The organism is Micromonospora sp. CB01531, assembly GCF_001905095.1.
Lineage (GTDB): Bacteria > Actinomycetota > Actinomycetes > Mycobacteriales > Micromonosporaceae > Micromonospora.
Genome location: NZ_LWLS01000102.1, coordinates 26,495 through 45,501, shown reverse-complemented (window position 1 = coordinate 45,501; position 19,007 = coordinate 26,495). Strand labels below are relative to the sequence as shown.

Annotated in this window: 20 protein-coding genes; 16 read left to right on the top strand and 4 right to left on the bottom strand. The window is 74.8% G+C overall.

Annotated features, from left to right (window positions below):
- Positions 1-127 precede the first annotated feature (127 nt).
- The 12 genes from A6A27_RS31210 to A6A27_RS31155 all read left to right on the top strand — a co-directional run bounded on the left by A6A27_RS31210 (position 128) and on the right by A6A27_RS31155 (position 12,952).
- A complete protein-coding gene (locus A6A27_RS31210) occupies positions 128-1,780 on the top strand; it encodes a carbamoyltransferase family protein (protein WP_073838227.1) in 1,653 nt (550 codons plus the stop codon).
- On the top strand, positions 1,777-2,808 hold the full coding sequence (locus A6A27_RS31205; protein ID WP_073838226.1) for a glycosyltransferase family 2 protein: 1,032 nt from the start codon (positions 1,777-1,779) through the stop codon (positions 2,806-2,808). The genes A6A27_RS31210 and A6A27_RS31205 overlap by 4 nt, the downstream gene beginning before the upstream one ends.
- Complete coding sequence (locus A6A27_RS31200; protein ID WP_073838225.1) at positions 2,805-4,454, top strand: HAD-IIIA family hydrolase; 1,650 nt, start codon at positions 2,805-2,807, stop codon at positions 4,452-4,454. The genes A6A27_RS31205 and A6A27_RS31200 overlap by 4 nt, the downstream gene beginning before the upstream one ends.
- 45 nt (positions 4,455-4,499) lie before the next feature.
- Positions 4,500-5,474, top strand: coding sequence for a glycosyltransferase (locus A6A27_RS31195; protein ID WP_073838224.1), 975 nt, complete (start codon positions 4,500-4,502; stop codon positions 5,472-5,474).
- On the top strand, positions 5,459-6,676 hold the full coding sequence (locus A6A27_RS31190; RefSeq protein WP_073838223.1) for a glycosyltransferase: 1,218 nt from the start codon (positions 5,459-5,461) through the stop codon (positions 6,674-6,676). The genes A6A27_RS31195 and A6A27_RS31190 overlap by 16 nt, the downstream gene beginning before the upstream one ends.
- A complete protein-coding gene (locus A6A27_RS31185; protein ID WP_083673010.1) occupies positions 6,676-7,488 on the top strand; it encodes a D-sedoheptulose-7-phosphate isomerase in 813 nt (270 codons plus the stop codon). The genes A6A27_RS31190 and A6A27_RS31185 overlap by 1 nt, the downstream gene beginning before the upstream one ends.
- Entirely contained in the window at positions 7,485-8,903 is a 1,419-nt protein-coding gene (locus A6A27_RS31180; protein ID WP_073838222.1) for a PfkB family carbohydrate kinase, read from the top strand. The genes A6A27_RS31185 and A6A27_RS31180 overlap by 4 nt, the downstream gene beginning before the upstream one ends.
- Positions 8,900-9,616 carry an SDR family oxidoreductase gene (locus A6A27_RS31175; protein WP_073838221.1) on the top strand — a complete coding sequence of 239 codons (717 nt, stop codon included), beginning with the start codon at positions 8,900-8,902 and terminating at the stop codon, positions 9,614-9,616. The genes A6A27_RS31180 and A6A27_RS31175 overlap by 4 nt, the downstream gene beginning before the upstream one ends.
- Complete coding sequence (locus tag A6A27_RS31170; RefSeq protein WP_073838220.1) at positions 9,613-10,635, top strand: glycosyltransferase family 9 protein; 1,023 nt, start codon at positions 9,613-9,615, stop codon at positions 10,633-10,635. The genes A6A27_RS31175 and A6A27_RS31170 overlap by 4 nt, the downstream gene beginning before the upstream one ends.
- Before the next feature lie 22 nt (positions 10,636-10,657).
- Positions 10,658-11,515, top strand: a complete 858-nt coding sequence (locus A6A27_RS31165) for an alpha/beta hydrolase family protein (RefSeq protein WP_073838219.1) — start codon at positions 10,658-10,660, stop codon at positions 11,513-11,515.
- 107 nt (positions 11,516-11,622) lie between these two features.
- Positions 11,623-12,432 carry a hypothetical protein gene (locus A6A27_RS31160; protein WP_241825533.1) on the top strand — a complete coding sequence of 270 codons (810 nt, stop codon included), beginning with the start codon at positions 11,623-11,625 and terminating at the stop codon, positions 12,430-12,432.
- Between the two features lie 127 nt (positions 12,433-12,559).
- A complete protein-coding gene (locus A6A27_RS31155) occupies positions 12,560-12,952 on the top strand; it encodes a hypothetical protein (protein ID WP_073838218.1) in 393 nt (130 codons plus the stop codon).
- 97 nt (positions 12,953-13,049) lie between these two features.
- On the opposite strand, the gene A6A27_RS31150 is transcribed toward A6A27_RS31155, so the two are convergent.
- On the bottom strand, positions 13,050-13,952 hold the full coding sequence (locus A6A27_RS31150) for a DUF72 domain-containing protein (protein ID WP_073838217.1): 903 nt from the start codon (positions 13,950-13,952) through the stop codon (positions 13,050-13,052).
- A 119-nt stretch (positions 13,953-14,071) separates the two neighbouring features.
- On the opposite strand from A6A27_RS31150, the gene A6A27_RS31145 reads away from it, so the two are divergent.
- From A6A27_RS31145 to A6A27_RS31135, 3 genes are all read left to right on the top strand, one after another.
- The gene (locus tag A6A27_RS31145; protein ID WP_073838233.1) at positions 14,072-14,578 is read left to right on the top strand and encodes a DinB family protein; all 507 of its coding nucleotides are present in this window, start codon (positions 14,072-14,074) and stop codon (positions 14,576-14,578) included.
- Between the two features lie 97 nt (positions 14,579-14,675).
- Positions 14,676-15,482: a hypothetical protein gene (locus A6A27_RS31140; protein ID WP_143194264.1), complete on the top strand. Its 807-nt coding sequence runs from the start codon at positions 14,676-14,678 to the stop codon at positions 15,480-15,482.
- Between the two features lie 121 nt (positions 15,483-15,603).
- Complete coding sequence (locus tag A6A27_RS31135) at positions 15,604-16,326, top strand: Pr6Pr family membrane protein (protein WP_073838215.1); 723 nt, start codon at positions 15,604-15,606, stop codon at positions 16,324-16,326.
- A 27-nt stretch (positions 16,327-16,353) separates the two neighbouring features.
- On the opposite strand, the gene A6A27_RS31130 is transcribed toward A6A27_RS31135, so the two are convergent.
- Together A6A27_RS31130 and A6A27_RS31125 are read right to left on the bottom strand one after the other, a co-directional pair.
- Entirely contained in the window at positions 16,354-16,863 is a 510-nt protein-coding gene (locus A6A27_RS31130; protein WP_073838214.1) for a mycothiol transferase, read from the bottom strand.
- Positions 16,864-16,953: 90 nt separating this feature from the next.
- Complete coding sequence (locus A6A27_RS31125) at positions 16,954-17,775, bottom strand: IS5 family transposase (protein WP_073838213.1); 822 nt, start codon at positions 17,773-17,775, stop codon at positions 16,954-16,956.
- Positions 17,776-17,972: 197 nt separating this feature from the next.
- Between A6A27_RS31125 and A6A27_RS31120 the strand changes: the two genes are divergently transcribed.
- Positions 17,973-18,488 carry a 2'-5' RNA ligase family protein gene (locus A6A27_RS31120; protein WP_073838212.1) on the top strand — a complete coding sequence of 172 codons (516 nt, stop codon included), beginning with the start codon at positions 17,973-17,975 and terminating at the stop codon, positions 18,486-18,488.
- Positions 18,489-18,491: 3 nt separating this feature from the next.
- Here A6A27_RS31120 and A6A27_RS31115 read toward each other — a convergent pair whose 3' ends face one another.
- Positions 18,492-18,947 (bottom strand): GNAT family N-acetyltransferase, encoded by a 456-nt coding sequence (locus tag A6A27_RS31115; RefSeq protein WP_073838232.1) that lies wholly within the window; start codon positions 18,945-18,947, stop codon positions 18,492-18,494.
- Positions 18,948-19,007: the final 60 nt, after the last annotated feature.

Below are 19,007 nucleotides of genomic sequence, written 5' to 3'. Positions count from 1 at the left end.
GCTTGACATTCAAGCTCTTGGGATGTCTTTGGTCACTGATCCGAATATCCACAGGCGACGCCGCGCTCCTGAGCAGAAGTCGATGATCTATAGGTTAGGCGGGGTCGGCGGGGGTAGGGACTGCCTCATGCGCGTCCTCGGAATCAACGCGATCTTCCACGACCCCGCAGCTGCCCTCGTGGTCGACGGCGGGGTGGTGGCCGCCGCCGAAGAGGAACGGTTCAGCCGCCGCAAGCACGGCAAGCGCCCGGTGCCCTTCGCCGCCTGGGAGCTGCCCGAGCTGTCCGCCGCCTGGTGTCTGGCCAGCGCCGGGATCGACGTCGACAGCCTCGACGCGGTCGCGTACTCCTTCGACCCCGGCCTCTACCGCGACGCGGTCGAGCTGGGACTCGACGACCCGTGGGACTGGCTGCGGGTCGACTACGCCACGAGGGCGCCGCAGTTCCTCGCCGCCGCCCTGCCCGGGCTCGACCCGGAGAAGGTGCGGTTCGTGCCGCACCACGTGGCGCACGCCGCCTCCGCCGGGCTGGCCGCCCCGCCGGCCGGCGACGACACCGCGGTGCTGGTGCTCGACGGGCGCGGCGAGGTGGCCAGCCACCTGGCCGGTGTCTACCGCGATGGACGGCTGTCATCCCTGTACGCGCAGCAACTTCCGCACTCGCTCGGCCTGCTGTACGAGGACCTGACCCGGCACCTCGGCTTCCTGCACTCCAGCGACGAGTACAAGGTGATGGCGCTCGCCTCGTACGGCCGGCCGACGCATCTGGGCATGCTCCGTGAGCTGGTCCGGGTCACCGACGACGGCGGGTTCCAGGTCGAGCGGATCGACTGGGCCGGCATGGCCAAGGCGCGCACCGCCGACGGCGAGCTGACCGACGACCACGCCGACCTCGCCGCCAGCGTGCAGGCCCGGTTGGAGGAGGTCGTCCTCGGCCTTTCCCGCTGGCTGTACGACGCCGCCGGCGGCGCCAGCACCCTGGCCCTGGCCGGCGGGGTGGCGCTGAACTGCGTGGCCAACGCCCGGCTCGCCGCCGAGGGGCCGTTCCGGGACGTCTGGGTGCAGCCGGCGGCCGGCGACGCGGGCACCGCGCTGGGCGCGGCCCTGCACGTAGCCGGCGAGCTGGGCGACCGGTCCACTCCGATGGCCGGGGCGGACCTGGGCCGCGGCTGGTCGGACGAGGAACTGGAGGCCGAGCTGCGGCGGGCGGCGCTGCCGTACCGGCGCCCGGCGTCGATCGCCGCGGAGGCGGCCCGGGTACTCGCCGACAACGGCATCGTCGCCTGGTACCAGGGGCGCAGCGAGTACGGCCCGCGGGCGCTGGGCCACCGGTCGCTGCTCGCCCACCCCGGCGACCCGGACACCACCCGCCGGATGAACGACGTCAAGGGCCGGGAACAGTTCCGGCCGATCGCCCCGATGGTCCGCGCGGAACGCTTCGCGGAGCTCTTCGAGGGCGTCTTCCCCAGCCCGTACATGCTCTTCGTGCACCGGGTGAAGGCGCAGTGGCGGGACCGCATCCCGGCGGTCACCCACGTCGACGGCACCGCCCGGGTGCAGACCGTGCACGCCGACACCGAGCCACTGGTGGCCGAGCTGCTGTCCGAGTTCGAGCGGCGCACCGGGCTGCCGGTGGTGGTCAACACCTCGCTGAACACCGCCGGGCGGCCGATGGTGGACACCCCGCGGGAGGCGATGGAGCTGTTCGGCTCCGCGCCGGTGGACCTGCTCGCCCTCGGTCCGTTCGCGGTGCACCGCCGGGCGCTGGGCGGTGGCCGGTGATCAGCGTGGTGGTGCCGACGCTCGGCCGGCCCAGCCTGGCCGTGCTGCTGGACACCCTCGCCGGTCAGCTCGGCGACCTGCCCGGGGCCGACCTGCTGCTGGTCGACGACCGGCGCGACGAGATCGGGGAACTGGCCGTGCCGGGGGCGCTGGCGGCGTACACGAAGGTGCTGACCGGTCGTGGCGCGGGCCCGGCGGCGGCCCGCAACCTGGGCTGGCGCGCCGCCCGCGGCGAGTGGGTGGTCTTCCTGGACGACGACGTGGTGCCGGCGCCGGACTGGGCCCGGCGGCTGCGCGCCGACCTCGCGGTGCCCGGCCGGATCGGCGGGGTGCAGGGCGTGGTGACCGTGCCGCTGCCGGCGGACCGCCGCCCCACCGACTGGGAACGTGCCACCGCCGGCCTGGCCGAGGGCAGGTGGATCACCGCGGACATGGCCTACCGCCGGGCCGCCCTCGCGGCCGTCGGCGGGTTCGACGAGCGCTTCCCCCGGGCCTACCGGGAGGACGCCGAACTGGCCCACCGGGTCCGGCTGGCCGGCTGGGACCTGGTCCGCGGCCAGCGCCGGGTCACCCATCCGGTACGCCCCGAGGGCCGCTGGGTGAGCCTGCGCACCCAGCGCGGTAACGCCGACGACGCGCTGCTGCGCCGGTTGTACGGCCGGAATTGGCGGACCGCGCTCGACCTGCCCCCGGGCCGGCGGCCCGGGCACGTCGCGGTCGCCACGGCCGGCGCGGTCGCGCTGGCCGCCACCGTGCTGCGCGCCGTGGCCCGTCCCGGTGCCCGGCGGCGCGCCCTCGGAGCGGCCGCCCTCGTCGCCGGGCTGGGCTGGGCGGCCGGCACCGGCGACTTCGCCCGGGTCCGCATCGCGCCCGGCCCGCGCACCCACGACGAGGTCGTCACCATGCTGGCGACCAGCGCGCTCATCCCGCCGCTCGCGGTCGTCCACTGGGTACGCGGCTGGTGGCACGCCCGCCCGCAGCCCGCCGGGGCGGTCGTCACGGCGGACGGAACCGAGGCGGGACGATGACGTTCCCTTCGCTTGCCTCAGGCAACTGGGCGGCCAAGACGTCAACCGGTCCCGCCCTGTTCGACGCGGTGCTGCTGGATCGGGACGGGACGCTCGTCGAGGATGTGCCCTACAACGGCGACCCGGAGAAGGTCCGCCCGGTGCCCGGCGCGCGGGAGGCGCTGGACCGGTTGCGCGCGGCCGGGCTGCGCCTGGCCGTGGTCAGCAACCAGTCCGGCCTGGCGCGGGGCTGTTTCACCGCTGAGGACCTGCGCCGGGTCAACGCCCGGGTGGAGGAGCTGCTCGGCCCCTTCGACGACTGGCAGATCTGCCCGCACGACGACACCGACGGCTGCGGCTGCCGCAAGCCGGCGCCGGGTCTGGTGCACGCCGCCGCCCGGGCGCTCGGCACCACGCCGGCCCGGTGCGTGCTGGTCGGCGACATCGGCCGGGACATGACGGCCGCGCTCGCCGCCGGGGCGACCGGCATCCTGGTCCCCACCCCGGTCACCCGCCCGGAGGAGGTCGCCGAGGCGCCGACCGTGGCCCGGGACCTGCCCGCCGCGGTGGACGAGATCCTGCGCCGGACGCGGACGGTCCGGCCGGTCACGCCGCGCGCGGGGCGGGCCGGGACGGTCCTCGTGGTGCGCAGCGACGCGGCCGGGGACGTGCTGGTCACCGGCCCGGGCATCCGCGCGGTCGCGGCCGGCGCCGACCGGGTCGTACTGCTCTGCGGGCCACAAGGCCGCGCAGCCGCCGACCTGCTACCCGGCATCGACGAAATCATCGAATGGCCACTGCCCTGGATCGACGGCAACCCCCAACCCGTCGACCCACACGACATACACCACCTCACCACCCGCCTCACCACCACCCACGCCGACGAAGCAATCATCTTCACCTCCTTCCACCAGTCCCCCCTACCCCTCGCCCTGCTCCTCCGCCTCGCCGGCATACCCCGCATCAGCGCCATCAGCGACGACTACCCCGGCACCCTGCTCGACATCCGCCACCACGTCCCCACCGGCATACCCGAACCCGAACGAGCCCTCTCCCTCGCCGCCGCCGCCGGATACACCCTCCCCCCCGACGACGAACCGGGACTACGGCTGCGGGACGACCTGGAGCCACCGACCGGGACGGAAACCGCGCCGGACCACCCGGTCCCTGTACCGACCGACGACTACGTGGTGGTGCACCCCGGCTCGTCGGTGCCGGCCCGGGCCTGCCCGGCGGACCGCTGCGCCGAGATCGTGGCCGCCCTGGTCGCCGACGGGCGCTGGGTCGTCGTCACCGGTGGCCCGAACGAGCGGGACCTGACTGCGCGGGTCGCCGCCGCCGGCGGCGGCGTGGACCTCGGCGGGTCGACGGACCTCACCGGGCTCGTCCGGATCATCGCCGGCGCCCGCTGCCTGGTGGTCGGCAACACCGGGCCGGCCCACCTCGCCGCAGCCGTGGGTACCCCGGTGGTCAGCCTCTTCGCCCCCACCGTCCCGTTCGGACAGTGGGGACCGTACCGGGTGCCGACCGTCCGGCTCGGCGACGCCGGGGCGCCGTGTCGGGACACTCGCGCGGCCGTCTGCCCGGTCGCCGGGCACCCCTGTCTGGCCGGCGTCGACCCGGCCGAGGTGGTTGCCGCCGTGCGGCTCCTGGACGCGCCCGACTGACCGCCCCGTCCGCCGCGCCCGACCAGCCCGATCGTGAGGAGAGGCATGAACGTTCTGCTGTGGCACGTGCACGGCTCCTGGACGACGTCGTTCGTCCACGGACGACACCGCTACCTGGTGCCGGTCACCCCGGACCGGGGTCCGTACGGCCTCGGGCGGGCGCGGACGTACGCCTGGCCGGCGAACGCCGTCGAGGTGACCCCGCAGGAACTGGGGCGGACCGAGGTCGACCTGGTCGTCCTGCAACGGCCCGAGGAGCTGGAGCTGGCCGAGCAGTGGCTGGGCCGCCGGGTGGGCCGCGACGTGCCGGCGATCTACGTCGAGCACAACACCCCCAAGGGCGACGTGCCGAACACCCGCCACCCGATGGCCGACCGGAACGACCTGATCATCGCCCACGTCACCCACTTCAACGAGCTGTTCTGGGACAACGGCGCCACCCGCACTACCGTCATCGAGCACGGTGTGGTCGCACCGGCCGTCGAGTGGACCGGCGAGCTGAACCGCCTCGCCGTGGTCATCAACGAACCCGTACGCCGCTGGCGGGTCACCGGCACCGACCTGCTCCCCCGCTTCGCCGAGATCGCCCCACTCGACGTCTACGGCATGGGCGTCACCGGCCTGGCCGACCACCTCGAACTCCCACCCGACCGACTCACCAGCCACGACGACCTCCCACAACACGCCATGCACACCGAACTCGCCCGACGACGGGCGTACCTGCACCTGTGCCGCTGGACATCCCTCGGACTGAGCCTGATCGAGGCAATGACCATGGGCATGCCCGTGATCGCACTCGCCACCACCGAGGCGGTGGACGCCGTGCCGCCCGATGCGGGGGTGCTCTCCACCCGGGTGGACACGCTGGTCGAGGCGGCCCGCTGGCTCGCCGAGGAGCGCGACGCGGCGTACCGGCTCGGGGCGCGGGCGCGCGAGGTGACGAAGGAACGCTTCGGGCTCGACCGGTTCCTCGTCGACTGGGACCGGCTGATGGAGGAGGAAACATGCGCATCGCGATGATCTCGGAGCACGCCAGCCCGCTCGCCGTCCTCGGCGAGGAGGACGCCGGCGGCCAGAACACCCACGTGGCGGAACTCGCGGCCGCGCTGGCCGGCGAGGGACACGACGTCCGCGTCTACACCCGCCGCGACTCCCCCACCCTGCCCGACGCCGTGTCGACCCCGGACGGTTACTACGTCTGCCACGTGCCGGCCGGGCCGCCACGGCGGGTCCCGAAGGACGAACTGCTGCCGTACATGGGCGAGTTCGGCAGCTGGCTGGCCGACACCTGGCGGCGCGACGGCTGGACCCCGGAGGTGGCCCACGCACACTTCTGGATGAGCGGACTGGCCACTGTGCACGCGGGCCGGCGGACCGGGGTGCCGACCGTGCTCACGTACCACGCGCTCGGCACGGTGAAGCGCCGCCACCAGGGCGCCCGGGACACCAGCCCACCAGGACGGATCGGCTACGAACGGGCGCTCGGGCGGGCCGTCGACCGGGTCGTCGTGCAGTGCAGCGACGAGGTGGCCGAGCTGGTCCGGATGGGCGTACCCCGGTCCCGGATGGCGCTGGTCCCCTCCGGCGTCAACCAGCGCGTGTTCCACCCTGACGGCCCGGCCGCGCCGCGCGACCCGGCCAGGCCGCGCATCCTCACGGCCGGCCGGCTGGTGGAGCGCAAGGGCTTCCTGGACGTGGTCCGGGCGCTGCCCGCGGTGCCGGACGCCGAGTGCGTCGTGGTCGGCGGCCCGCCGGCCGAACTGCTGCCCGTCGACGCCTTCGCCCGGCGGCTGTGGGCGCTCGCCGAGTCCTGCGGGGTCGCCGACCGGGTCCGGCTGGTCGGCGGGGTGCCCCGGGAGGAGATGGCCGGCTGGTACCGGTCGGCGGACGTGCTGGTGGCCGCCCCCTGGTACGAGCCGTTCGGACTCACCCCGCTGGAGGGGATGGCCTGCGGCGTACCGGTGATCGGCAGCAACGTCGGCGGCATCGCCGACACCGTCGTCGATGGGCTCACCGGCGACCTGGTGCCGCCGCGCGACCCCCGCGCGCTGGCCACCGCGATCCGCCGGCTGCTCGCCGACAAGGTGCGCCGCTTCGCGTACGCCACGGCGGCGCTGGACCGGATCCGGAGCCGGTATTCGTGGAAGCGCTGCGCCGAGCAACTCAGCGCGGTCTACGCCACGGTGACCACGGTCGCCCGTCCCGCCCGGGCGGTGGCCTGATGACCCGGGGCGACATGATCGACGCGCACCTGTCCGGGCTGGCGGCGGCGCTGCTGCCGTTCCGGCGGGAGGCCGAGCGGCTCGCCGACTGGGGCACGGAGCTGGCCTGGACGCTCGCCCGGGGCGGACGGATCCTCGTCGCGGGCAACGGGGGCAGCGCCGCGGAGGCCCAGCACCTCACCGCCGAACTCGTCGGCAAACTCCGCGACGACCGCGAACCCCTGTCCGCCATCGCCCTGCACGCCGAAACCTCCGCACTCACCGCCATCAGCAACGACTACGGCTACCACGAGGTCTTCGCCCGCCAGGTCCGCGCCCACGGCCGAACCGACGACATCCTCCTACTCCTGTCCACCAGCGGCACCAGCACCAACCTGCTCACCGCCGCCCACACCGCACACGAAACCGGACTGCGCTGCTGGGCCTTCACCGGCCCGACACCCAACCCACTCGCCGACGCCTGCCACGAAGTCCTCGCCATCGACTCGCCGGAGAGCCAGGTAGTGCAGGAGCTGCACCTGGTCGCCACCCACGTGCTCTGCGAGTACGTCGACCAGGCCCTCCCTTTGATCCGGCAGCTGCCCACCACGACCGTGACCGAGCCCCGGGGCACCCGCATCACCGGGTGGGCACCACCGCTCGTCCCGCTCCTCCGCGACGGGCACACCGCGAGCGGACACACCGCCAACGGGCAACGCGCGAACGGGCACACCGCCAACGGACACCGCGGCACGGGACACAGCGTCGACGGCCACGGGCGGAACGGGCACCACCGCAACGGGTCCACCGGCACCGGCTGGGTGCAGCGGTGAGCGGGCCGCTCGTCGTGGTCGGCGACGCCCTGCTGGACCGGGACGTGACGGGCACGGTGAACCGGGTCTGCCCGGACGCCCCCGTACCGGTGCTGGACGAGCGCACCGCCGTGGACCGGCCCGGCGGGGCCGGACTGGCCGCGCTGCTCGCCGCCGCCCAGGACACCGAGGTCGCGCTGGTCACCGCGCTCGCCGACGACGCCTGTGGGGCCCGCCTGGCCGAGTTGTTGGCCGACGCGGGGGTGGCGGTCTATCCGATGAAGCTGCCCGGCGCGACCGCCGAGAAGATCCGGCTGCGGGCGGGCGGACAGACGCTGCTTCGGCTGGACCGGGGCGGCGGCCCGCAGCCGCCCGGCGAGCCGCCGGAGGCGGTGCTGGAGGTGCTCTCCCAGGCCCGGGCCATCCTGGTCAGCGACTACGGTCGCGGCCTGGTTCGGCAGCCGACGCTGCGCGCCGCGCTCGCCGAGGCGTCCGCCCCGGTGGTGTGGGACCCGCACCCGCGCGGCCCGGCCGCCGTGGCCGGGGCCCGGCTGGCCACGCCGAACCTCGCCGAGCTGCGGCAACTCACCGGCGACGCGGGGGCCGGCTCGGCGCTGTCCACCGCGACCCGGGCCGGGCACGAGCTGCGGCGCCGCTGGCGGGTCGGCGCGGTCGCGGTAACCATGGGTCCGGACGGCGCGGCGCTCTGCCACGCCGGCAGCACCCCGCTGGTCGTGCCGCCACCGTCCATTCCGGACCGGGTCGAGGACACCTGCGGCGCCGGCGACCGGTTCGCCGCCACCGCCGCCCTGGCGCTCGGCGACGGCGCGCTGGTCTCCGAGGCGGTCGGCGCGGCGGTGGCCGCCGCGTCGGCGTACGTGGCGGCGGGCGGGGCAGCCGGCCTGCACCGCGAGCCGGCGCAGCCCCCGGCACCTGCCGCCGCCCGCACCGCCGAGGATCTGGTGGCTGCGGTACGCGCCGATGGCGGCACGGTCGTCGCCACCGGCGGCTGCTTCGACATCCTGCACGCCGGGCACGTCGCCACCCTCCAGGCGGCCCGCCGTCTCGGCGACTGCCTGGTGGTCTGCCTCAACTCCGACCGCAGCGTACGCGGGCTGAAGGGGCCGGAGCGCCCGGTCAACCCGGAGGCGGATCGGGTCCGGCTGCTGACCGCCCTGGACTGTGTCGACGCGGTGATGGTGTTCGACGAGCCCACCCCGCACCGGGTGCTGGCCCGACTGCGGCCCGACGTCTGGGTCAAGGGCGGCGACTACGCCGGGGAGGACGGCGGGCCGGAGCTGCCCGAGGCGGATCTGGTCCACCGCTGGGGCGGCCGGGTCGTCACCGTCCCCTACCTGGCCGGCCGATCCACCACCGGCACCATCTCCGCCGCGCACCAGCGCGGCCTCCACCTCGTCAAGGGAGCGGCAGTATGAGCGAGCGTCAGCGGAGTGCTGGCCGGGACATCAACGGCAGGGCGGTCCTCGTGACCGGCGGGTCGAGCGGTCTGGGCGCGGCGGTGGTGACCGCGGTCGCCAAGGCCGGCGGGCGGCCGTACGTGCTCGACCGGCGGGCGCCGGCCGACGGGGTGCCCTGGGTCGAGTGCGACCTCGCCGACACCCGCGCCGCGGAGGCGGCCACCTGCCAGCTGGCCGAGCAGGCCGGCGGGCTCGACGGTGTGGTGACCGCCGCCGGCGTGGACGTGCCGGGGCGGCTGGCCGACGTGCCGGGCGACACCTGGGACCGGATCGTGACGATCAACCTGCTCGGCACCGCCGCGGTGGTCCGGGCGGCCGTGCCGTACCTGGAACGCGGGCACGGCACGGTGGTCACCGTGGCGTCCACGCTGGGTGTCAAGGCGGTCAGCGACGCCACCGCGTACTGCGCGGCGAAGTTCGGGGTGGTCGGTTTCACCCGGGCGCTCGCCGCCGAGCTGGCCGGTTCGGTCGGCGTGACGCTGCTGATCCCGGGTGGCATGCGGACGGCGTTCTTCGACGACCGGGACGAGAAGTACCGGCCCGGGCCGGACGCGATCCTCAACGACCCGGCCGACACCGCGGAGACGGTGCTGTTCGCCCTCGCCCAGCCGCCGGGATGCGCCGTACGCGAGCTGGTGGTCTGCGCCGAGCAGGAGTCCTCGTACCCGTGATCCTCGTGCTCCGCGCGCTCGGCGTCGGCGACCTCGCCACCGGGGTGCCGGCGCTGCGCGCGCTGCGCGCCGCGTACCCCGGTGCTGAGCTGGCGCTGGTCGCGCCGCGCTGGCTGGCGCCGCTGGTCGAGCTGGTCGGCGGGGTGGACCGCCTGGTCGAGGCGGACGGGCTGGGCCACCTGGGGTGGTCCGGACCGACGGTCGCGCTGGCGGTGAACCTGCACGGCCGGGGCCCGCAGTCCCACCGGAGGCTGGCCGAGGTCAGGCCCGGCCGGCTGCTCGCCTTCGCCAACGCCGAGGCCGGGCACCAGGACGGTCCACCGTGGCGGGCCGACGAGCACGAGGTGGACCGGTGGTGCCGGCTGCTGGCCTGGTACGGCATCCCGGCCGACCGGACGGACCTGGCGCTGCGCCGCCCCGCACCGGGTGCGCGGCCCAGCGGGGTCAGCATCGTCCATCCCGGGGCGAAGGCCGCCGAGCGGCGCTGGCCACCGGCGCGCTTCGCGGCGGTGGCCCGGGAGCTGACGGCGCGCGGCCATCGGGTGTTGGTGACCGGCAGCCCGGGTGAGCGGGGCATCGCCGAGGAGGTGGCCCGCGGCGCCGCGCTGCCGCCGGAGGCGGTGCTGGCCGGGCGGACCGGCCTCGGCGAGCTGGCCGCCCTGGTGGCCCACGCCCGGCTGGTGCTCGCCGGCGACACCGGCATCGGCCACCTGGCCACCGCCTACGGCACCCCGTCGGTGCTGCTCTTCGGCCCGGTTTCGCCCGCGCTCTGGGGCCCGCCGCCGGACCGGCCGTGGCATCAGGCGCTCTGGGCGGGGCCGCGGCCGCCCGGGGACGGGCTCCACCCGGCGCTGGCCGAGCTGGCGGTGCCCGCGGTGCTGGCGGCCGTCGACCGGGTCGAACGGGCCTTTCCCGGCGCGGTGGGACGGCTCGGCCCGGCCGCGCGGGACGGGACGGACCGGCCCGCGCCGACCGGACCGGTGGCCCGGTGCGGCACCCCCGCGGCTACCCGCCGGTAGCTTGCCGCCGTACCCTGAGCCGGTGAGCGGGGAGTACACGCAGGAGTTCGTCGACGTCGACGGGGCGCGGATCGGCGTCCAGGTCTACCCGGAGCCGGACGGGCCGCCCGGCGCGCCGGTGGTGGTGCTCTGGCCGGCGATGGGGGTGCGGGCCCGCTACTACCGGCCCTTCGCCGCCGCGCTGCGCGGCGCCGGGCTCGCCGTCGTCGTGGTCGACCTGCGGGGCACCGGCGAGAGCACGCCGGCTCCCACACGCACCTGCCGCTACGGCTACCCCGAACTGGCCGTTGACGTCGGCGCCGTGCTCGACGCACTCAAGCCCCGGCTGGACGGCCGTACCCGGCTGCTGCTCGGGCACTCCCTCGGCGGGCAGGTCGCGCTGCTGCACCAGGCGCTGCACGACGCGGACGCGGTGGACGGGCTGGCCCTGGTGGCGGTCGGCCTGCCCTGGTGGCGCGGGTACCCGAGGCTGCGCGGCTGGGGGGTGCTGCCGTACACCCAGGGGATCTCGGCGGTGGCCCGGCTGCTCGGCGTGTGGCCAGGCTGGGGGTTCGGCGGCAGGCAGGCCCGCGGGGTGATCCGGGACTGGGCGTACACCGCCCGGACCGGCCGGTTCCCGGTGCTCGCCGGGGTCGACGTCGAGGCAGCGGTACGCCGGGTGCGTACGCCGGTCCTCGCGGTGAGCGTGGACGACGACCAGTACACCCCGCACGAGACCCTGGACCACCTCTGCGGCAAGCTCACCGCCGCGCCGGTGACCCGGCACCGCTACACGGTGGCCGAGGCCGGCGGCCCGCTGGACCATTTCACCTGGGTACGCGCCGCGGCCCCGCTGGCCGCCCGGGTCGCCGCGTTCGCCGCCACCCTGCCGCGCCGCTGACGGGTGGCCGGGCTGCACGCCGGCTCCGCCGGGCGGGATCGATCGGGGGCGTAGCCGGCCGGAACGTGGGTATGCCGCACCGCCCGAACACGGCGGAGGGGGATCAGATGTCCGAACGGCACACCGCGTTGCGGTCGATGCACGATCTGGGCCTGGCGGCATGGTTCGGCGGCTCGCTGATGGGCGCGCTCGGCGTCAACGCGGCGGCGGCTCGGGTCGACGACTCGACGCAGCGGCTGCCGGTGGCCTCGGCGGGCTGGGCGCGCTGGACCCCGGTCAACGCGGCGGCGATCGGCGCCCACCTGGCCGGCGCGGTCGGCGAAATGGTCACCGAGAGCCCACGGATGGCGGTGCAGTCCGGGGTGGGGAAGATCAGCGCGGTGAAGACCGCGTTGACCGTGGGCGCGCTGGCGGTCACCGGCTACAGCCGGATGCTCGGCAAGAAGCTGGAGCGGGCGGGTGGGCCGCCCGTCGAGGGGATCACCGAGCCGAGCTATCAGACCCCGGCGAGCGTGGCCTCCTGCCAGCGGCAGATGAAGCTGCTCCAGTGGGCGGTGCCGGCGCTGACCGGCGCGCTGGTGGTGGTGACCGCGTACATGGGCGAGCAACAGAAGCCGGGCCAGGTGCTCCGGGGCATGCTCGGCCGGGCCGGCGGGGTGATCACCCGGCCGAGGATGGCCGGCAAGGTCATCGCGATGGGCGGGCCGAAGATCGGCAAGGTAGTCGGGATGACCGCTCCGAAGATCGGCAAGATCGCCGGCCTGCGGGTCGCCGCGATGGGTGCTCCCAAGATCGGGAAGGTTGTCGGCAAGGGCGCGCCGAAGATCGGCAAGGTCGCCCTGGGCTCGCCGAGGACGATCGCCAAGGTCGCCGCGATGGGCGCGGCCACGCGGCACCTGGTCACGGCCGGCCGTTGACCCGCCGAGCGGCCGGCGGCGCACAAGGGCGTGCGCCGCCGGCCGCTCGCGGACGCCGATCCGGCATGACCGGGCGGGTGGCGGGCATTCAGCGCGGGCACGGGAACCCAGCCAGGGTGAGGTGGCGATGAGCAGCAAGAAACGACCGGGGACGGGCGAGGGGCGGGGCCCCGAGGCGAGCAAGCCGTGGGGCACCACAGACGGTTTCGACGCCGACCCGCCCTGGGGCGCGGGCCAGGACTCGCCGATGGACGAGGGCAGCGAGGAGCCCGCGGTCCCGGAGGGCCGGCGGGGTGAGCGCCGGGCGCGCGGGGCGGCGGCGGGCGGGCCGGCGGCCGGACGGCACGGCTTCGGGTCGGTGGAGCCGACCCGCACCGCTGAGGCCGGACCGGGCGCGCCGCCGGATCCGGCGCCGTCCGCCCGGACCTTTCCCGACGACAGCGCCGAGGGCGACCTGCCGGACAACGCGCTGGAGGAGGCCACCGGCATGCACCCGGAGGGCGTCCGGCGGCGCGGCTGAGCCGGTACGGGGAGTGGCGGCGAGGACACCGACGCGCCACCCCGACGCCCGCTGACCCCGACGCACGGAGCGAGCCGGGGCCGCGCTCGGCCCGGGGTCAGGATCCGGCGCCGGCCCGCTCCCGGCCGGCCTCGACGCCGAGCAGTTCGGCGAGCCGGGCGGCGTCCCGTTGGGCCTGGTCGCCGCAGCAATTGTTCATCAGGACGTGCAGCTCGGCGCACTGGTCGGCCAGTTCACGCAGCAGCTCGGACCAGTGCTGCAGCTCCTCCTCGCCATATGCGTAGCGGAACCTGTCCTGCCTGTCGCCGCTCTCCCAGCCCGTGCTGTGCCCGTGGAACCGGACCACCGCGAGGTCGGCGGTGGTGATCAGGATCGGTGGCACCGAGGAGACGTGGCCCTGCGGCATGTCCACGCAGACGTACCCGATCCCCTGCTCGCGCAGGAAAGTCACGGTGTCCACCACCGCTTCCTCGCTGAACCACGAGGAGTGCCGCAGCTCGACGCAGACCGGCCAGGGCCGGCACCGCCGGGCCGTATCCCGGATCCGCCGTTTGGCGGCGTCCCCGCGGGCCAGCCAGGGCGGGAACTGCAGCAGCACGGCACCGAGCCGGTCGGCCGCCGCGAGCGGCGCTAGCGCCGCGTGGAACCGGTCCCAGAGTTCGTCGTACGCCCCGGCGGGCAGGTCCCGCCAGCGGATCAGGCTCGGCCCGCCGGCCGGCCGCAGTTCACGGGGCAGCGCCGCGACCGGGGTGTGGTGGCCGGTGAAGAGGCGGAACGCCTTGACGTCGAAGGTGAACCCCCGCGGGGTGGCGGCCGCCCAGCCCGCCGCCGTCTCCGGCAGCGGGATCGCGTAGTACGACGTGTCCGCCTCGACCAGCCCGAACCGCTCGGCGTAGAAGCCGAGGCGGCCGGCGGGGGTGTTGACCGCGCGGGGATACCAGCCGGAGCGCACCAGCAACTGATCGGCCCAGGATGACGTACCCACCTTGATGACACCCATGTCATTCAGTGCACCGCCAACCGGACGAATCGGCAACCGGGACGGTCCCGTGTGGAAGCCGGAATCTGTCGGTGTGCCGTCGTACGGTGTCCGCGATCGTCAAGCGAAAGGCGGACAACATGAGCGTCTCCGACCAGGTCCTCACCGGTGAGCGGGCCGACCTGCTGACGACGCTGCGCCGGCACCGTGGCTTCCTGCGGCAGACCGTCGAGGGCATGACCGACGAGCAGGCGGCCCGGCGCAGCACGGTCAGCGAGCTCTGCCTCGGCGGGCTGATCAAGCACGTGGCGACCACCGAGGAGCGGTGGATGCGGTTCGCCGTGGGCGGGGCCGAGGCGATGGAGAGCGAGCCCGTCGACTGGGTCGGGCAGTTCCGGATGGCGGAGGGCGAGACCCTGGCCGGGTTGCTCGCCGAGTTCGACCGGGTGGCCGCCGAGACCGACGCCCTGATCGCCACCGTCGACCTGGACCAGGCGCACCCACTGCCGGTCGCGCCGTGGTTCGAGCCGGGGGCGAGCTGGTCGGTGCGCCGGGTGCTGCTGCACGTGATCGCCGAAACCGCGCAACACGCCGGCCACGCGGACATCATCCGCGAGTCGATCGACGGGGCGAAGACGATGGGCTGACTACCCGACGCAGGTGAGCGGTCTCACGCCGGATTCGGGTTTCCGGCGGGGGTTTCCATGTGACGTCACGAAGCGTGGCGGCGCTGAGGGACACGAGATGACCACACACCGGATGGACCAGGAGACCGTCGAGCGGCTGCTCGTCGGTCCGATCGCCGACGCGCAGCACGGTCCCGAGGCGCTCGTCCGGCTCCTCGCCGCCGTCCGCGTCGCCGCGCACCCGCACGAACTCGGCGGCGAGGCGGCCGCCCTCCAGGCGTTCCGCACGGCGCGCGCCGGACTGCTCCCGGCGGCACCCCGCCCCAAGCAGGGGTTCGTCGCCAACCTGCTCAGCGCGAAGATCGCGCTCGCCGCGCTGCTGGCCGCCGCCACCGGTGGCGTGGCGCTCGCCGCCGCCACTGACACGCTGCCGGCGCCGATCAGCGGTGGCGCCGAGACCACCGCGACGCCGAAGGTCGGGGTCGGGTTGCCGGGCTCGCCGACCACCGGGCCGGGCTCCTCGCCCACCCCGGCCGCCGAACCCAGCCCGACCGCCGGTCCGAATGCCCAGCCGAGCACCCCGGCTCTCCTCACCGGGCTCTGCAAGGCGTACCTGGCGCAGCCGGACGAGACCCGACGGCGCACGCTCAAGACGCCGCGCTTCGCCGAACTGGTGACGACCGCCGGCGGCCGGGACAAGGTCACCGGCTACTGCGAGCGGCTGCTCGACGCGCCGGACAAGGAAAAGGGTGCCGGCAACGGGACGAAAGAGCGGACCGACAGCCCGCCCACCGGGCCCGCTACCGGCCAGCCGGCCGGTGGCCAGGCAACCACCGCCGCCACCCCGGCCGTCACGGGGCCGGCGCACCGCCCGGCGGGTCCGTCCGTGCACCTGTCCGCCCCGGTCCGCCCGACCCTGCGCTGAGCGGCCGGGCACGTGGCCCCGGATGCCCCGTCCGGTCGCGCGCGACCACTGCCGGCGATCGCGTTCGGCCGGCGCGCCTCGGGCCGGTGACCTGCGGCGGCCGGGCTGATAGCTTGCCCCCGTGACCCCGCGGCGTCGCCGGCTGGCGATCCTCTTTCGCCTGGCCGCCGTGCTCAGCGTGGTGGCCGGCATCGTGCTCACCGCCCTCGGCCCCGCCACGGTGACCGGGCTGCTGCCCTACTTCACCATCCAGAGCAACGTGGCGGTCGGCGGATTCGCCGGATACGCCGCCTGGCGGTGCTGGCACGACCGGCCGGAGCCCCCGTCCGTGCTCAAGGGTGCGGTGACTCTTTACATCACCATCACCGGGGTGGTCTACCACCTGGTGCTGGCGAACCCGGCCAGCCCGTTCGCGATGGCCCAGCCCGACCGGGCGCTCGGCGACGCGCTGGGCAACCAGTTCCTGCACACCGTCGTGCCACTGCTCGCGGTCACCGACTGGGTGCTGTTCGACCAGCGCGGCCGGCTGCGCCTCCGCTACGCGGCCTGGTGGCTGGCGTTCCCGCTGGCGTACCTCGGGTTCGCCCTGGTGCGCGGCCTGATCGTGCACCGCTACCCGTACCCGTTCGTCGACGCCGGTCAGCTCGGCTACGACGGGGTGGGGCTCAGCTCGCTCGGTTTCGCGTTCGCGTTCTGGCTGCTCGGGCTCCTGTTCGTCGGCGTCGACAAGGGGCTGGCCCGGCGTACCCGAGCGGTCCCCTCCCCCGCCGGCGCCGTCGCGGCGCGGCCCGCCGCCGCGGGATCCTCCGGGCCGGCGGAGGAGACCACGGCGGGGCAGCGGTGACCGGGTTCAGGTGCGTGCGGGCGACGGTCAGCCCCGCTCGACGAGCCCGCGCACGTACGCGGCCTGACCGGCGTGCTGCAGATCGTCGTCCAGCAGGCTCACCAGCCGCACGCCGAGGGTGACCGGCGGGTCCCAGTTCAGGTCGACCACCCGGTCCAGGTCGGCGGGGCGCAGCCCGCGCAGGTACCGTCGGGTCCGGTCGACCACCGCAGCGTGGTAGTCGAGGAGCACCTGACCGTTCTCCGGCCGTACGGTGGCGACCTGTTCGGGGCCGTACCCGAAGCCGGTGTCGTCCGGGTCGGCGGTCAGCCCGAAGCTCCGCGCCCAGTCGCCGGTGACCCAGATCTGCTCCTCCCCCAGCAGGTCGGCGACGCCGTGATCCTGGATCCGGGTCAGGTGCCAGACCAGCCAGCCCACCGTGTTCGCCCCGGGCGCCGGAGGCTGGCGCAACTGCTCCGGGCTCAGCCCGTCGACCGCCGCCGCCACCAGATCGGGCAGCCGGTCGTACGCCTCGGTCAGCAGATCGTTCACGTCCACTCGTCCACGCTCCTCCGCCGTCGGTGCCACCGGGGCAGTACCGCCCGCCGGGCCGGGCAAACCTCACCTCTTAGTGAGCGTCCGGGAACTTCACCAGTTGCCGGTGCGGGCGAGTCGGCGTGACATTGTCATGATCATGGCGATGTAGATCATGGCTTCGTGGTGGCCGGGCTTGGTCTCGTAGTCGCGTACGCAGCGCCGATGCTTGCTGATCCAGGCGAACGTTCTCTCTACCACCCACCGGCGGGGCAGGACGACGAAGCCCGGCTCGCTGCGTTTGACGATCTGGACGGTCAGGTGCACCACGGTGCGGGCCCAGACGAGCAGCCGTCCGGCGTATCCGGCATCGGCCCAGACCAGGGTGATGGTGGTGAAGCGTTCGCGGAGGCGGGCCAGCAGCCGGTGTCCCGCGTCGCGGTCTTGCAGCCCGGCCATCGTGACGATCACGGCCAGCAGCAGGCCGCCGGTGTCCACGGCGAGGTGCCGTTTCGTTCCGTTGATCTTCTTGCCGGCGTCGTATCCTCGGCCGGCTCGGGGCACGGTGTCCGCTGCACGCACCGACTGGGAGTCGATGATCGCGGCGGTCGGTTGCGGGTCCCGGCCCTCGTAGAGGCGGACCAGGTCGCGTAGCGCGTCATGGATGCCCTGCCACACACCGGCCTTGGCCCAGGCGCGGAACCGGTCGTAGACGGTGGTCGGTGGCGGGAACCCGACCGGCAGTTGCCGCCACGCGATCCCGCCCCGCACCAGGTAGAAGATCGCGTCCAACACCAGGCGACGAGGATGTTTCTCCGGCCGCCCGCCCCGCCCGGCAGTGTTGCCCGGCGCGGGCAGCAATGGCTCGATGATCGCCCACTGGGCGTCGGTCAGCGACGAAGACGGGTAGAACCCGCAGGTTGGCGGTGCTGACACGCCCACCGGGTGGGCTGGGCATGACGAGCAGACACACGCAGGCGACAATGACACAGCGAGCTCCTGGTGAACGGTTGGCCTAGACAACCGCCGATCTACCAGGAGCTCGCTCCATATCGATCCACTACACGCCGTGCTTCATCGCCTTGTGACCATGCGCCCTGCCGAGTTCCCGGACGCTCACTTAGGGTGATCGCGTGGTCGCGGCGCTGGAGCTGTATCTCGACACGGACGCCACCCGGCGGATCCGGGTGCTCTGGGACGCGCTGGAGTCCGAGGGCGTGCAGAGCATGCGGTCGCTGCTGGAGCAGCGGCACCGCCCGCACGTCTCGCTCGCGGTGGCGCCCCGGTTCGACCCGGAGCGGGTGGCCGAGGCGCTCGCCGGGATGGTGGTGGCCGCGCCGTTGCGGCTGGAGTTCCAGCACGCGGGGCAGTTCGTCGGGCGGGTGCTGTGGCTCGGGCCGGCCCCGAACGCCGAGTTGCTGGCCCACCACGCCCAGGTGCACCAGCGGCTGGCCCGGGCCGGGATCGGGCTGGTCGAGCACTACCAGCCGGGACGCTGGGTGCCGCACTGCACGCTCTCCATGCGGGTGCCGAACCCGCTGATGGGCGCGGCGGTGCGCCGCTGCCTGGAGGTGCTGCCGCTGACCGCCACCGTGGTCGGCGCGGCCATCACCGACCACGCCCGGGGCATCTCCCATCCGCTTCCGTGAGGTTCAGCGCGGGCCGAGGTCGACGATGAAGGTCGGGTACTCGGGTTGCGGGCAGGGCTCGCCGCGGTGGCCGAGCCGCTCGTAGAAGGGCGCCGCCCGCTCCCGGTGCGCCTGCCACTCCAGGTAGCGGGCCCGCCCGGCCGCCCACCGCGTCACCGCCGCGAGCAGCGCCCGGCCCACCCCGTGCCGGCGCCGGTCCGGGCGTACGTAGAGGTCGTGCAGGCGCGCGGTGCGGTGCGTGTCGCCGGAGCGCAGGTGCGGGCCGTGATCCTGGGCGGCGGCGTACCCGGTCAGTCCGCCGGCGTCCACCGCGCCGAGCAGCGCCCAGCGCGGGTCGGCGAGCAGGCGCAGGAAGCGCTCGCGGTGCGTCTCGGCGGGCTCGTCACCGACGCCCATGTCGCGCAGCATCGGCCACAGCTGCGGCCAGTCGGCGGCGGCCAGTTCCCGTACGGTCGTCATGCCGGCCAGGATGCGGCCCGAGGGTGGTTCCGGCCAGCCGGTTTCGGGCCGGGCGGGCCC